The sequence below is a fragment of the Alkalihalobacillus sp. TS-13 genome (assembly GCF_019720915.1).
GTDB lineage: Bacteria > Bacillota > Bacilli > Bacillales > Fictibacillaceae > Pseudalkalibacillus.
Genome location: NZ_JAHKSI010000010.1, coordinates 46219 through 61613, shown reverse-complemented (window position 1 = coordinate 61613; position 15395 = coordinate 46219). Strand labels below are relative to the sequence as shown.

Annotated in this window: 15 protein-coding genes and 1 rRNA gene; all 16 read right to left on the bottom strand. The window is 43.4% G+C overall.

Features of this window, described 5'->3' with window-relative positions; genetic code table 11:
* Window positions 1-91 (bottom strand): 16S ribosomal RNA (locus tag KOL94_RS24440); the annotation flags it as partial.
* 518 nt (window positions 92-609) lie between these two features.
* Window positions 610-2097 carry a lysine--tRNA ligase gene (gene lysS / locus KOL94_RS24435; protein WP_221569281.1) on the bottom strand — a complete coding sequence of 496 codons (1488 nt, stop codon included), beginning with the start codon at window positions 2095-2097 and terminating at the stop codon, window positions 610-612.
* A 21-nt stretch (window positions 2098-2118) separates the two neighbouring features.
* The gene (locus KOL94_RS24430) at window positions 2119-2544 is read right to left on the bottom strand and encodes a GreA/GreB family elongation factor (protein WP_221569280.1); all 426 of its coding nucleotides are present in this window, start codon (window positions 2542-2544) and stop codon (window positions 2119-2121) included.
* A gap of 78 nt (window positions 2545-2622) precedes the next feature.
* Window positions 2623-3615 carry a tRNA dihydrouridine synthase DusB gene (gene dusB / locus KOL94_RS24425; RefSeq protein WP_221569279.1) on the bottom strand — a complete coding sequence of 331 codons (993 nt, stop codon included), beginning with the start codon at window positions 3613-3615 and terminating at the stop codon, window positions 2623-2625.
* A gap of 13 nt (window positions 3616-3628) precedes the next feature.
* The gene (locus tag KOL94_RS24420; RefSeq protein ID WP_221569278.1) at window positions 3629-3847 is read right to left on the bottom strand and encodes a helix-turn-helix domain-containing protein; all 219 of its coding nucleotides are present in this window, start codon (window positions 3845-3847) and stop codon (window positions 3629-3631) included.
* Window positions 3799-4323: a 2-amino-4-hydroxy-6-hydroxymethyldihydropteridine diphosphokinase gene (folK, locus tag KOL94_RS24415; RefSeq protein WP_221569277.1), complete on the bottom strand. Its 525-nt coding sequence runs from the start codon at window positions 4321-4323 to the stop codon at window positions 3799-3801. Before folK ends, KOL94_RS24420 begins: the two co-directional genes overlap by 49 nt.
* Window positions 4320-4682: a dihydroneopterin aldolase gene (gene folB / locus KOL94_RS24410; protein WP_221569276.1), complete on the bottom strand. Its 363-nt coding sequence runs from the start codon at window positions 4680-4682 to the stop codon at window positions 4320-4322. Before folB ends, folK begins: the two co-directional genes overlap by 4 nt.
* Window positions 4675-5535, bottom strand: coding sequence for a dihydropteroate synthase (folP, locus tag KOL94_RS24405; RefSeq protein WP_483298100.1), 861 nt, complete (start codon window positions 5533-5535; stop codon window positions 4675-4677). The genes folB and folP overlap by 8 nt, the downstream gene beginning before the upstream one ends.
* A 373-nt stretch (window positions 5536-5908) precedes the next feature.
* On the bottom strand, window positions 5909-6748 hold the full coding sequence (gene pabC, locus KOL94_RS24400; RefSeq protein ID WP_221569275.1) for an aminodeoxychorismate lyase: 840 nt from the start codon (window positions 6746-6748) through the stop codon (window positions 5909-5911).
* Window positions 6733-7326, bottom strand: a complete 594-nt coding sequence (gene pabA, locus KOL94_RS24395) for an aminodeoxychorismate/anthranilate synthase component II (RefSeq protein WP_221569274.1) — start codon at window positions 7324-7326, stop codon at window positions 6733-6735. The genes pabC and pabA overlap by 16 nt, the downstream gene beginning before the upstream one ends.
* A 3-nt stretch (window positions 7327-7329) precedes the next feature.
* Complete coding sequence (gene pabB, locus KOL94_RS24390) at window positions 7330-8763, bottom strand: aminodeoxychorismate synthase, component I (protein ID WP_221569273.1); 1434 nt, start codon at window positions 8761-8763, stop codon at window positions 7330-7332.
* Between the two features lie 422 nt (window positions 8764-9185).
* Complete coding sequence (cysK, locus tag KOL94_RS24385) at window positions 9186-10112, bottom strand: cysteine synthase A (protein ID WP_221569272.1); 927 nt, start codon at window positions 10110-10112, stop codon at window positions 9186-9188.
* Window positions 10113-10192: 80 nt separating this feature from the next.
* Window positions 10193-11116, bottom strand: a complete 924-nt coding sequence (locus KOL94_RS24380) for a peptidyl-prolyl cis-trans isomerase (protein ID WP_221569271.1) — start codon at window positions 11114-11116, stop codon at window positions 10193-10195.
* Entirely contained in the window at window positions 11113-12009 is an 897-nt protein-coding gene (hslO, locus tag KOL94_RS24375; protein ID WP_221569270.1) for an Hsp33 family molecular chaperone HslO, read from the bottom strand. The genes KOL94_RS24380 and hslO overlap by 4 nt, the downstream gene beginning before the upstream one ends.
* A gap of 15 nt (window positions 12010-12024) precedes the next feature.
* A complete protein-coding gene (locus KOL94_RS24370) occupies window positions 12025-12798 on the bottom strand; it encodes a type III pantothenate kinase (RefSeq protein WP_221569269.1) in 774 nt (257 codons plus the stop codon).
* Window positions 12799-13397: 599 nt separating this feature from the next.
* Complete coding sequence (gene ftsH, locus KOL94_RS24365; RefSeq protein ID WP_221569268.1) at window positions 13398-15350, bottom strand: ATP-dependent zinc metalloprotease FtsH; 1953 nt, start codon at window positions 15348-15350, stop codon at window positions 13398-13400.
* Between the last annotated feature and the right edge of the window lie 45 nt (window positions 15351-15395).

Below are 15395 nucleotides of genomic sequence, written 5' to 3'. Positions count from 1 at the left end.
GAGGAGCAAGCTCCTCGTTGGTCCGCTCGACTTGCATGTATTAGGCACGCCGCCAGCGTTCGTCCTGAGCCAGGATCAAACTCTCCAAAAAATTGATTAGCATCGAATTTCGTTGTCAGCATCGTCGGTTCACATCCTCAAGTACATCTTGGTACTATCCGGCGTTCACCTTCCTTGCTTCCTCGAACTTCTTGCTGCTGAATTTTTTGAGCATCGTTTGATTGCTCATTAAATGTAAATCGAAATTGATTTTGGGTTCTTTTTAAAAAAGACCCGTTTCACGCTTGGCTTTTGTTCAGTTTTCAAAGAGCTGAAATGGCTTGTTTTTATCCTACCATTTTTGCGTTTGTCGCTTATTGGCGACTTTATTAATGTACCACACCACTTTGTCGATGTCAACAAAGAATTTTATCGTGTGTTGTCGCGAAATCAGTTTTTCCAACGACGAAAAATAATATACCATCTTTTCGAGTTTCAATCAATACATTTTTCAAAAATAACGTCATGAAATATATAATTTCTATTTCAATAGGAGCAACAAGTGTTTTTAGACAACAAAAAAGCCAGCCCTATTAAAGAGCCAGCCTTTCATTAAAAGTAAACTGAATCTTATCGATGTCTCATTTGCGGGAAGAGGAGTACGTCACGGATTGATGGTGAGTTCGTCAACAACATCACGACACGATCAATTCCGATTCCAAGTCCACCTGTTGGAGGAAGACCATACTCAAGCGCCTCGATAAAGTCTTCATCCATCATATGCGCTTCATCGTTTCCTTCTTCGCGTTCTTTCAACTGCCCTTCGAAACGCTCACGTTGATCGATCGGATCATTGAGCTCGGTAAAGGCATTAGCATGCTCACGTCCGACGATGAAGAGTTCAAAGCGATCCGTAAAACGTGGATCATCCGCATTTTTCTTCGCTAATGGAGATATCGCCGTAGGATGACCATAAACGAATGTAGGTTGAATAAGCTTTTCCTCAACGAAGTGCTCGAAGAATTCATTGACTACGTGGCCAAACGACATCGTTTCTTGGATAGGAACGTTATGTTCTTTTGCAAGTGCCTGTGCTTCTTCGTCACTCATTTCCTTCCAGAAATCCACACCGGTGTGTTCTTTGACTGCATCAACCATATGGATACGAGCCCATTCAGGCTTTAAGTCTACTTCATGGTCACCATAAGTGATTGAAGTTGTGCCAAGGACCTCCTGTGCTACATGTGCAATGAGATTCTCAGTAAGCGTCATAACATCTTTGTAATCCGCGTAAGCTTCATAAAGTTCCATCATCGTAAATTCAGGGTTGTGTCTTGTAGAGACACCTTCATTACGGAATACGCGTCCGATTTCATACACTTTTTCCATACCTCCGACAATCAATCGCTTCAAATGAAGTTCAATTGCAATACGCATATAAAGCTCCATGTCGAGGGAATTATGGTGCGTAATGAATGGACGAGCTGAAGCACCGCCAGGAATCGAGTGCATCGTAGGCGTTTCTACTTCAAGATATCCATTGTCATCGAGGTAGCGGCGCATCGATTGCAGGATCCGGCTGCGTGTCACGAATGTATCTTTTACTTCTGGATTCATGATCAGATCGACGTAACGCTGGCGATACCTCTGCTCAATATCTTTTAACCCGTGATGCTTGTCAGGAAGCGGACGCAAAGCTTTTGACAACAACGAAAAGTCTGTTACTTTAACAGACAACTCTCCTACTTTCGTTTTGAACGCTACTCCCTTTACACCAACAATATCACCGATGTCGATCGAGCTGAACAGATCATACTGCTCTTCTCCAACCGCATCTTTTCGGACATATAATTGGATTTGACCGGTCAGATCCTGAATATGGGCAAAACCAGCCTTTCCTTTTCCTCGTTTGGTCATAATCCGACCCGCAAGTGCCACTTCATGGTTTTGTTCTGTAAGATCTTCCTTCGAGATCTCTCCAAAACTCTTTGCCATGGATTTCGCTGTATGGCTGCGATCAAAACGGTGTCCAAATGGATCGATGCCGAGGTTTCGCAGTGTATTCAATTTCTCGCGCCGAACGAGCAGTTGGTCATTTAATTCGACGTCTTGACTCATCTATATCACTCCTAAAGTTACCTATTTCACATCTAAAATGTTGTATCTGATCGTTTCCCCATATAATGTGATGCGGATATCATCACCTTTTCGTCTTAAAAGAAGTTCCCTCCCGAGTATGGACTCGATGGAGATGTAGTTTCGTAAAGGCGAGGCTTCTACAGGGTGTACGAGTTTATATGTTTCTACTTCATCCAAGAAAGGATCGAAAAGTGTGACCTTTGATCCCAGGGTGACAGTGTCGTTTATCTTGTTTTCAGGTAATGGTTCAGCAGAATACAAAAGTTGTTCCAGATCGGTGATCCTTTGCTTATAAAATTGTTCTTCCTCTTCAGTCATACTCGGTGCATTTCCGAATGGGGTCTTCCTGCTTTCATAAACATCGATCAATTCTGTCGCTAACTCCTTGATGCCTCCACTCGTGAGTCGGGTTACATCCTTACTCATACTCATCCTCCTAAATAAAAAGGTATTCATGTGCAGACACCAAGAGGTATGTAGCGGCTTGCCCAAAAGGGGCGAGCCTTATCCTACTTTAACTTGTTTTGCTTCTACTTCTTCTACGTAATCCATCAAGACTTGTTCCATAAGATCACGTGATTCGAGTTCCATGATTTTATTTCGGACTTTTGCGTTTTTCGGGAGTCCTTTTAAATACCATGCAGCATGTTTACGCATTTCTTTGATCGCGACGTCTTCACCTTTCAAGGCAATCAGGCGATCCAAGTGAAGCATACATACCTTCATTTTTTCACGTGGCGTCGGATCGCCATGCAGCTCTCCAGTTTCAAGGTACTGGACAGTACGATAAAGCATCCATGGGTTACCTAGCGCACCCCGACCGATCATGACTGCATCACAGCCTGTGGCCATGAGCATACGTTTTGCATCCTGAGGCGTTGTCACATCACCATTACCGATAACCGGAATAGAGACTGATTCTTTCACATCACGGATGATCTCCCAGTTAGCTTTACCTTCATACATTTGTACCCTTGTACGTCCGTGCAGCGCGACTGCTTTACCGCCAGCTTCTTCGATCGCTTGTGCGTTTTCGACAGCAAGGATATGGTCTTCATCCCAGCCCATGCGCATTTTTACCGTTACAGGCTTTTTCACTTCAGGGACTACCGCTGCAACCATGTCGTGGATCTTTTGAGGATCCAACAGCCATTTTGCTCCAGCATCACACTTTGTGATTTTAGGGACTGGGCACCCCATATTAATGTCAATGATATCGGCATTCGTGTAATCATCGACATACTTGGCTGCTTCAACGAGTGAATCTTTCTCACCGCCGAAAATTTGCAGACTGAGCGGTTTTTCACGTTCATCTACATACAGCATCCGCATCGTTTTATCATTTTTGTGCAGAATTCCTTTGTCACTTACCATCTCAGCACAAACAAGTCCTGCTCCGAATTCTTTCGCGATCAGACGAAAAGCAGGGTTACAAACACCTGCCATCGGGGCAAGCACGACGCGGTTATTCAGTTTGATGTCACCGATCTGAAACATCTTCTTCACCTCTTTACGTTAAATGTACATTCTCAGGGGAAAGTTCTTCTAATGATATATTGAGAGCCTCTGTGACTTTGTGGATGTGATCTTGATCCGGCATCCGGTTCCCGCGTTCTATTTCACCGAGAATCGAGACGGATATATTCATTTTGTCGGCGAGTCCTTCTTGTGTATAGCCTTTCAATTTTCGAAAAGCCCGAATTCGCCTTCCCCATTGTTCCGCTTCCATACGTTAACTCCTTTTTTGTCAATTCGCTCTTCGATGATCTCGGAAAAGTTTTCATCCGTATGTGGAAAATGCAATTCTGGTTGCAGCTCATAAAGCGGAATCATCACAAATCCTCTTTCGAGCATTCTTGGATGTGGAATTTTTAGTACTTCTGTTTGTATATTCTCTTGATTATACAATAAAATGTCAAGGTCTATCGTACGCGGACCCCAGTGTATCTCACGTGTACGCTTCAATTTGTTTTCGATTGTCTGGAGCTTTTCCAGAAGTTCGAGTGCTCCAAGTTCAGTCCGCACAAGTGCTACCATATTCAAAAATGGTTCCTGATCGGTATAGCCGATTGGTTCCGTCTCATAGATGGACGACGCCTGTTCCACCTGGGCACCATCAATAGACTCGATCTCTTTAAGGGCACTTCTCAAAAAAACGGAACGATCTCCGATATTGGACCCTAATGCAATAAAAGCATCATTCATTTTCTCGACCTCTTGATCTCAATCGCGACTGAATCGTAGTGACCTGGGATTGGTGGGTCAGGCTTGATGACTTTGACTGTGCAATGTAAAACGATCTCGAATTTTTCAAGGATTGCTTGTGCAATCTCTTCCGCTAGCTTTTCAACCAGCCTTCTTGGTTCACCCTCAACGATTTCTTTTGTCAGTTCGTATGCCTGGCCGTAATGGACTGTGCTTTCGATATCATCTGATTTGGCTGCGTTTGACAGATCGCACTCAAGTACAAGATCGACATTGAATCGTTGTCCGAGCTTCTGTTCTTCAGGATAGACACCATGATAACCGTAAAATTTCATGTTATTGATATAAATCTTATCCATTTTGAACCGCTCCCTTCTTCATCAACATTGCATCCATCATCATTGCCATCCGTTTATTCTCAAGGACATCATGCACACGTACAAGTTGGCACCCTTTTTGGATTCCAAGACAAGTTGTTGCCCCAGTCCCTTCCATTCGTTCGTTCGTTTCAGTTTCTAATACACGTCCGATGAAAGATTTCCGGGAAGTCCCGAGGATTACAGGATAACCGAGCGCTGTCAAAACCTCTAGATTCGACATGACATCCAGGTTGTCTTCATACGTTTTTGCAAACCCGATCCCTGGATCAAGAATGATGTTCTCCTCTTTCACTCCTGCATCTTTAACAAGGGCGATACTTTCTCTTAAATCTCTTGCGATGTCGGACATCAAGTGGTTGTAATTCTTGTCCTCTCTGTTATGCATGAGGATGATCGGAACGTGATAGTCTGCAGCGACTTGAGCCATCTGAGGATCAGCTTTTGCCCCCCAGATATCATTGATGATGTTCGCACCAGCTTCGATTGCCTGTTTTGCGACCTCAGCTTTGTAGGTATCGATAGAAATTGCCACGTCGACGGCCTCTCTCACCGCTTTAATGATTGGTACAACACGTTCCAATTCCTCTTCTACAGACACTTTATCAGCCCCAGGTCGGGTGGATTCTCCTCCGATATCTATGATGTCAGCGCCTGCTTGAACCATTTCTTGAGCGTGTTCCACTGCCCGTTCAACAGATTCGAAATTTCCTCCGTCCGAAAAAGAATCCGGTGTAACATTAAGGATCCCCATGATCCATGTGCGTTCGTTCAGGTCTACGGTTGAATCATGAAACTGGACCATCCATGGTTGATGCTTCATCTCTTCCGCCATAAGGAGACGATCGATTTCTGCACCTAGTTGGCTAACATCCTTCATTTCACTCTCAAGCAACAGGTTCACTGCACTTTTGATTCCATAAGGGTTTCCGAGAATAATCGCATCTGTCTGTTCGGCGTCAAGCTGCTCAGCATCTTCATGAATAATACATTCCTGCCTTTTCAGCAACAAGGTCTGTTTCAACTGCCACGCAGCCTTTAAAGGAACATCGTCGACCCGGATGACTGTTTTACTTTCGATTAATCGTTTCCGCCGTATGCTTTCGATTTTTGCACCCACAGACATCAGTTCGTTCATGGCATCTGTTTCATTTTTCGGATATATGAAAATCGGGTTGTACTTCATTGTTAAAATCCTTTCTTGTTGTTCAAAGCTTGTTACGGTCTTTTTTGTAACAACTGAACAATTCATTCGTAACGTTTCCGATCTGCCCTTGAAACGTTGTGTCGTCTATTCTGTTGATCGCTATGATTTCTTTAATCGAATTTGTTATGAAGCATTCTTCTGCTTGAAGCAATTCTTCTTTCTTAAACCTGCCTACTTGAACAGTGATACCCAGCTTTTCACAAAGAGACAGAACATATTGCCGCGTAATGCCGTTCAAAATCCCAGTATCAATAGTAGGGGTGTAGAGGGTATCTTCTTTCCTCCAGAATATATTCGAGGTGATCCCCTCCGCAACAAACCCTTCATCCGTAAGGAAAATCCCTTCGATTGCCGGGTCTTGCAATTCTTGTTTAGCAAGGAGATTGTTTAGAAAGTGATGGGATTTCAAGCGTATCTGGCCTTCGGGTGTATTCCTCGGAATCGCCAGTACCTTCGCTTCTTTCTCTTGCAGCGTTACCGGCGCATCAGCCAGCTCTCCCCCATATACCATAATGGTAGGATCTTTGAATTCAAGTGTTTTTAAAGCTGGTGCACCATTTCCAGCTGATATGTTAAGCCGTATGCTCGCATTTGTCCACCCATTCAGCTGTAAAAGCTGTTCAATGATGCTTTCAACTTCAACTTTTCCGATCACTTTCCTGATGTTCAAATCATGCAATGCATTATTCATTCTTTCCAAATGTTCGTTTAACAAAAAGGGGTGGCCCTCATAAATTCGAAAGGTTTCAAAAACACCGATCCCATATAAGTAGCCATAATCGAATGGCGAAATCGAAGCTTCTGTATCTTTTACAAATTCACCTTTTAAATAGATGTACATGTCATTTCACGCCCATATGTGTTGGTGAAGTTCCGTAACAGCTTCTTACCGTCTGGAGTCATAATCGATTCCGGGTGAAATTGTACCCCTTCTATTGGGAAGGACTTATGACGGATGCCCATGATCTCGCCTTCCACTGTTTCTGCTGTGATTTCAAAACAGTCAGGCAGGGTTTCCCGCTCTACGATCAAGGAATGATACCGCGTCGCAATGATTTCCTCAGGCAGCCCCTCATAAAGGGTTTTACCATTATGCCGGATAGGCGAGGTCTTTCCGTGCATCAAACGTTCTGCGCGGATGACTTTGCCCCCGAATACTTGAGCAATCGACTGATGGCCGAGACATACTCCGAGTATAGGGATTTTTCCAGCAAAATACTCGATCACCTTCAAGCTGACCCCCGCTTCATTCGGACTGCATGGCCCTGGAGAAATCATCAAATAACTTGGACTCAATTCTTCGATTTCTTCTATCGTAATATCATCATTTCGTCTGACAATCAGCTCTTCCCCAAGTTCTCCTAAATATTGAACGAGATTATACGTGAAGGAGTCGTAATTATCGATCATGACTATCATGGTTTACACCTTCTTCATCGTGTCTTGTTCGCTTAGTTCTTTTGCATGCCATAGCGCCTTTGCTTTTTTCAGGCTTTCTTTGAACTCAGCTTTTGGATCCGAATCAATGACAATCCCAGCTCCTGCTTGGACATGCGCGGTTTGATCCTTACAGATCATCGTACGGATCGCAATGTTCAATTCTGTATCTCCATCAAACCCGATCCAGCCGATAGAGCCTGTATAAACGCCTCTTCTAACAGGTTCGAGTTCCTCAATGATTTCCATCGTTCGTACTTTCGGTGCACCCGTGATCGTTCCTCCAGGAAACGTTGCCCGGATCAAATCAACTGTATTTCGATCAGGATGCAGCTCACCTTGGACATTCGATACGATGTGCATGACATGTGAATATTTTTCGATAACCATGAATTCATTCACTTCGATCGTTCCATAATTACATACTCTGCCTAAGTCATTACGTTCAAGATCTACCAACATGACGTGTTCGGCACGTTCTTTTTCGTTTTCGATCAACGTTTTAGCTAGCGCTTCATCTTCTGCTGGATTCTTGCCTCTTGATCTTGTACCGGCAATTGGGCGGGTGCTGACATGGGTGTCTTTCTTTTTGACAAGCAGCTCCGGTGATCCGTTGACGAGCTGAAACTCCGGCATATGGAAATACCCCATATAAGGTGATGGATTGAAGTCTCTCAAATGCTCATAAATTTGGATTGGATGAGATTGGAGCGGCTTAGATTGGCGAACTGATAAATTCACCTGAAAGACATCCCCGCTGCGGATATACTCCTGTACTTGACGAACAGCAGATTTGAATTGCTCTTCATCCATCGAAAATTGCAATTCTTCAGCTTGCGAGTGGTTGAAAGGAGCTGATGGGGACTCTGTGTGCTTGAACTTACCGAGCCATTGGCGCTCCATTTCTTCAAGCTTTCTAATCCCAGCAGTCCTTTCCTCTTCTGGGGTATGCGTGACAACCGTAAGCTTGTCTAATTGTTTATCCAAAACGATAAAGTCTTCAAAAATCATAAAATAGATGTCCGGCATTCCCAAATCGTCAATCGTATCTTCTGGAAGATGTTCAATCTGGCGTGCAACATCATAACTGATATAGCCAATCGCTCCACCTTTGAAATCGGGAAGTTCCGCTTCGTCTGTTTCATTAATGATGGTGTATGTTTCTAAGTAACTTTGAAGTTGATCAAGTAAGTCTCCTTTTCTTGTTTCAACACCACATTTTGATTCAATCATCAATGTATGATCTTTACCGGTCACAATAGCAGATGGTGATTTTCCGATAATGTGGTACCTTCCACCTCTTCCGCTTTCTAAAAGGACATGATGGGGTTCATTCGCGCTTATATTTTTATATCGATCAAACCAGTTTTCTGGATAACCGTTAATCGTTTTCGTCAACCGTACTTTCTTCACTTGCATAGAAGTCCTCTCCTACGTTCAATTTCCTCTTTCATTGTACATGAACATAAGGGGGATGACACGCAAAAACAGTCTCCAGTTCTTTACAATTAAGGTGTATTAAAGGAGGGTGTTGATCGTCAAGAATAAAGTGAAATTCGCGACACTCCTGCTGAAAAAGCGAGCCAGGCGAGACCCATGGAGGTGCTGTCTAGCTCAGCGACCAGTCACTTGGATCACTTCAAATTTCCTGCGGCGGTCGACACATTGATTTACACCCTTATGAGTGAGCCCACGCAGAACCAAGTTTGTTTGGTTCGAGCCTCCCCTAATCGGGTCGCTTCCGCTTTTCGTTTGCCCGCTGAAAGGGAGTGAATTTCGCAGAAATCTATAATCCTACAATTGAAAAGAGACTGGCATCTTCGCCAGCCTCCATGAATCTTTTATTCTTCTTCAAATTGATAAAGTGGTGTGCTCAAGTAGCGTTCTCCGTTACTAGGTATGACCGCCAGCACTTTTTTACCTTTTCCTAGTTCTTTTGCGACCTTCAATGCGGCGGCAATTGCTGCTCCAGAAGAAATTCCTCCAAGCAGTCCTTCCTCTCTTGCTGCTTTCCTCGCATATTCAAACGACTCTTCTGTTGAAATCGTTAATACTTCATCATATAGATGTGTATCCAGGATAGACGGTACGAATCCAGCACCGATGCCCTGGATTTTATGAGGACCTGGCTTACCGCCTGATAATACAGGTGAGTCTTTCGGTTCGACAGCATATAGTTTGATTGATGGATATTTATCCTTCAGCACTTGGCCTGCACCGGTGATGGTACCGCCTGTTCCGATGCCGGAAATGAATGCATCAAGCTGATCACCCATTTGTTCAACGATTTCCTTGCCTGTTGTATTTTTGTGAACCTCTGGATTTGCTTCATTCATGAATTGCTGCGGCATGAAATAGCCCTTTTCCTTTGAGAGCTCTTCTGCTTTCGCAATTGCGCCTTTCATTCCTTCAGCTCCAGGTGTCAAGACAAGCTCCGCTCCATATGCACGAAGCAGGTTTCGACGCTCCATACTCATTGTGTCCGGCATAACAAGAATGGTACGATACCCTTTTGCGGCTCCGACCATTGCAAGACCAATCCCTGTGTTTCCACTAGTCGGTTCGATGATCGTATCGCCATCTTTTAATGCACCACCCTTCTCAGCAGCTTCAACCATCGCTTTTGCGATACGGTCTTTCACACTGCTTCCGGGATTCATGAATTCCAGCTTCAAATATACGTCTGCGTCGTTCTCCCCAGTAAGCCGGTTCAGCTTGACAACTGGTGTTTCTCCAATTAAATCAACAATAGAATTTCCTACTCTCATCCCTTTCACTCCTTAAATTCCTAGTATTTTCATAGGAATAATGTTGGAATTATCATATCATTATCAGAATTGTAATTCAATTATTCTGAACCATACTCCCATTTAACATCTAGTTCCTTCCAAAGCTGTTCTGGATTGAAGGTGGTATCCATTTGTTGAAGCGCTAATTGTCTTCTTATCTGCCCTTTTACTTCCTCGAACTCATACTTGTTCCCTGGTTTTTTATCGTGGAGCATCACAATACCATATCCATCATCTGTTTGAATGACGTCGCTCCACTCGTCTTTTTCGAGTTCAGGAATGACATTGAAATAAGCAGGTTCGACATAATTACTGGAGGTGTCGACCCATCCCATGGCTCCACCACTTGGAGCAGAGAACTCATCAATTGAACGTTCTCTTGCAAGCGTTGAAAACGATGAACCATCCTCAAGCTCATCAAGCACTTGATTTGCTTCTTCTTTTGTCATTACAACGATCTGCGAAATTTGAAATAGAGGCTTGAGGTCATAAAGATGCTCATTCTCTTTATAATATTTACGCAGTTCTTCCTCTTTGATGACGACATCTTTCGTAATCAATTCTTCCAAAAGGATTGCATGCTCAATTTCTTCCTTCAGTTGTTTTCCGTCCATGATCTGGATGTCGGGGTGTTCATGGGCATCTGCACCAGCCCCGACCATTCTTTGGTACAGTTCGATCTCTCGCTTAAGTTCCTCATCCGATACAGCTATATCATATTTATTAGCGAGTTGTGCGACGACCTTTTTATCGATCATTTGCTTTAAAACATCTTTTCCGTATCGTTTCTTCAACAATTCAACCCATTCAGCTTCTGAAATCGATTCATTGCCGATCTGTGCGACACTGCCTGAAAGGTTCATAAGAAGATTTCCAGCTTGTTCACCGGAAGCATTACTGCTAGCCTTTGCAAAATAAATAATCGATCCGATGTTCGTTAACAGGAGCAAAACGATCACACCGATTAGAATTTTCCGATTCATCCATTCTTCTCCTTACGTGCTTCTTCAGCAAATGATTCCAGATCCTCTTTTGTATAGTGATAAGATTCATTACAGAAGTGACAATTGGCATCTGCTTTTCCATCTTCATCGATCATATCTAGAATTTCCGCTTCACCAAGACTGATGATCGCATCTGCAAATCGTTCGCGTGAACAACTGCATGAGAACGAAACTGGTGACGTTGATAAGATTTTGACATTTTCTTCACCTAGGACGTTATATAATAATTGTTCAGGGCTATCTCCTGACTCAATCATTTTTGAAACGGGATCAATATTCTCCAGCCGCTTTTCGATGAACGTGATCATTTCCTCTTGTGCCCCAGGCATAACCTGAATGACAAATCCACCGGAAGCGAGAATCGAATTGTCCGGGTTTACAAGCACTCCTACTGCCACAGCTGAAGGAATTTGCTCAGAGGATACGAAATAGTACGTGAAATCTTCCCCAAGCTCACCAGAAACAAGTGGAACCTGGCCAGTGAAGTTTTCCCGCATGCCAAGATCTTTTACCACGGAGAGGTGTCCGTTTGTCCCGACGGCCCGGGCCACATCCAGTTTGCCATGCCGGTTCAGATCAAAATGGACTTTCGGGTTTGATACATACCCTCTTGTTTCTCCTTTGGCGTTCGCATCGACAATGATGGCTCCGATCGGTCCGCCCCCTTCAATTTTCACGGTTAATTTATTGCTGTCACCTTTTAACATGGTTGCCATCATCGTAGAAGCTGTCATTGCACGCCCGAGTGCGGCAGATGCCGTTGGCCAGGTTTCCTGGCGTCGTTGTGCCTCACTGATCATTTCAGTTGTATCTACTGCATAAGCACGGATATTCCCATCAAAGGCTAGTGCTTTAACTAAGTAATCGGACATTGAGAATCTCCTTCCTTAATGAAGTTCTGTATTTTTATGATATATCAACTGCAAGCCTTTCAATGTGAGGAACGGATCAACAACATCAATGATTGGAGACTCTTCTCCGATCAAGTGGGCTAAACCACCTGTCGCAATGACCAATGGTTCTTCCTCAGCCTGTTCTTTCATCCGTTTGACGATGCCTTCCACTTGACCGACATACCCATAAAAAATACCAGCTTGCATCGCACTTACAGTATTCTTCCCGACCACGTGAGAAGGTTTTGTGATTTCAATCCGAGGTAATTTAGCGGCATGGGTATAGAGGGCTTCAGTGGAAATGCTGATCCCTGGTGAAATCGCTCCGCCTAAGTAGTTTTTGCTTTTATCAATATAGCAATACGTTGTTGCTGTACCAAAATCGACGATGATCAACGGCGAATCATATTCATTCAATGCTGCAACCGCATTGACGATACGGTCAGCACCGACCTCTCGCGGGTTTTCCGTTTTTATATTCAAACCAGTCTTGATTCCAGGACCGATGATGAGTGGCTTTAGGTTAAAGTATTTCTCACACATTTTCTCAAGCGGAAACATAAGTGGAGGCACTACCGATGATAGGATGATCCCATCAATGTCGTTAAAGCCAAGACCGACATGTGTCAGCAAATTGGAAATGAACATTCCATATTCATCTTCGGACTTTTTCCGGCTTGTACCGACGCGCCAATGATATTTAAGATCGTCTCCTTCATAAACACCGAGGACGATATTTGTATTTCCTACATCCATTACTAAAATCATGTCATTCCCCACTATCTATACGAATTCTATCTTTAGTTATAACATAAACATCCGCTGAAAACATCAAAGATCAAGCCCGGGAGCTTTTAAATAATGATGTTGATTTCTTCGAAATTCACTTCTTAGATTATTAAAGCTCATCCTGAATTTTAATACTTTCTTTAAGTGTAAAAAATACAGCTGTCCAAAACGCGTCTGAGCCTCTTGGAACTTTACAACTTTTTAGAAAAAACGTGGTTTTCAACCAAAATGTTGTGTTGGAGTCGCGTCTCGCTAAGGAAGTGAATTCTGGCAGAGTAAATTTTTGCTAACTTGAGCAATTTTACCCCTAGCTTGAGCAAAAATCAGCTCAGCTTGAGCAACTTTACCCCTAGCTTGAGCAATTTTATCCTCAGCTTGAGCAACTTTACCCCTAGCTTGAGCAAATTGGTACTTTAGGCCTAATTTCTTCTTTCCCTAAACGTAAAGAAAACTTGACAAAGCCAAGCCTTGGGCGTCGGCTTTGCCATCAGTTGTACTTACACTTAAAGAAAGTATTTTATACTTTCTTTAAATGTTAAAAAAGATGCCCATCGATAGGGCATCTTTTTAAGGAAATATTATTCTCTATTCTCTGAATCAGAATCCTTATTTTCATCAGATTCCTCTGAAGTGTTTTCTTCCTTTTTCGTGATATTGACCTTCACATCATCATCGGAAGACTCAGGTTCCTTCTTCGGGTATTCATATCCTTCAGGCATTTCACCTGTTTCAAACAGGGATTTGATCTGTTCGCTATCGAGCGTTTCGACTTCTTTCAACGTCTCAGCAACCAGATTCAATTTATCCTGATGTTGGACAAGAATTTCCTTACAGTGATTATATGCTTCTTTTATGATCTTTTGGACTTCAAGATCGATTTCATGAGCGATGGCGTCACTGTAGTTTTGTTCATTCTGGATGTCGCGGCCCAAGAATACGTTTCCGCCCTGGCCTTGACCGAATTGCATCGGACCGAGCTTTTCACTCATTCCAAATTCAGTGACCATCCGTCGAGCGATGCTTGTCGCACGTTGAAAGTCGTTACTTGCTCCGGTACTTGATTCCTTGAAGGTAATTTCCTCAGCAACCCGTCCACCAAGTAAACCAGTGATTTTGTCAACCAATTCAGGTTTAGTCATGAAGTAACGGTCTTCTTTCGGCAGGGTCACCGCATATCCACCAGCCTGACCACGTGGAACAATCGTAACTTTATGGACAACTTCTGCATTATCAAGAACAATACCGATAATCGTATGTCCTGCTTCATGATAAGCAACGATGTTCTTTTCTTTTTGAGAAATGACACGACTCTTTTTGGCAGGACCGGCAATGACACGATCTGTTGCTTCGTCGATGTCTTCCATTTCGATTTGTTTCTTATTTTGTCGAGCAGCAACAAGGGCTGCCTCATTCAACAGGTTCTCAAGGTCTGCACCCGAGAATCCTGGGGTACGCATTGCAATCGTTTTGATATCGACTGAATCTGCTAAAGGTTTGTTACGTGCATGTACTTTAAGTACCGCTTCACGTCCTTTGACATCAGGACGACCGACTGGAATTTGACGGTCAAAGCGTCCTGGACGCAATAATGCTGGGTCTAGAATATCTGGTCTGTTTGTAGCCGCCACGATGATGATTCCTTCGTTTGCACTGAAACCATCCATTTCAACAAGCAACTGGTTCAAGGTTTGTTCACGTTCATCGTGACCTCCACCGAGTCCTGCGCCACGTTGACGACCTACTGCATCAATTTCATCGATGAAAATGATACACGGTGAGTTTTTCTTCGCGTTCTCAAATAAATCACGGACACGGGAAGCACCGACACCGACGAACATCTCGACGAAATCAGAACCACTGATTGAGAAGAACGGCACGCCTGCTTCACCGGCTACAGCTTGAGCAAGTAATGTCTTACCTGTTCCTGGAGGTCCTACTAGCAGGACACCCTTTGGAATACGTGCACCGAGTGATGCGAATTTACGAGGATCCTTCAAGAATTCGACGACCTCGACTAATTCTTGCTTTTCTTCATCTGCACCCGCTACGTCTTTGAATGTAACTTTCTTCTTTTCTTCACTGTAAAGCTTTGCCTTACTTTTACCAAAGTTCATAACACGGCTTCCGCCACCCTGAGCTTGGTTAAGAAGGAAGAAGAATAAGATGAATATGATGACAAATGGAATAATGGAGGTAAAGAAGGTTACCCAACCGCTTGTTCCTTCAGCTTCCTTTATTTCAACATCTGCACCCTCCACCTGTGCCAGGACATCTTTAGTCATGTCCGGTGGGATGTTAGTAGTGAAAGTCGTCTCATCGTCATAAGACTTCAGCTTACCTTGTAGAACGTAAACCTGATTCTTAGGCTGCATCGTAAGAGACTCGATTTCACCATTTTGTAGAGCCTCGGTGAAATCACCGTATTTTAATTGTTTAACGTCGTTGTTGTTGCCATTGAAGAAACTGACGATCCCAACAACAACAAGGAATATTAATAAGTAAAATATTGTATTTCTAAAGATGCGATTCATCCCTTACCTCCTCTCGCATACAAGCAAATCATAATTTATAGTATC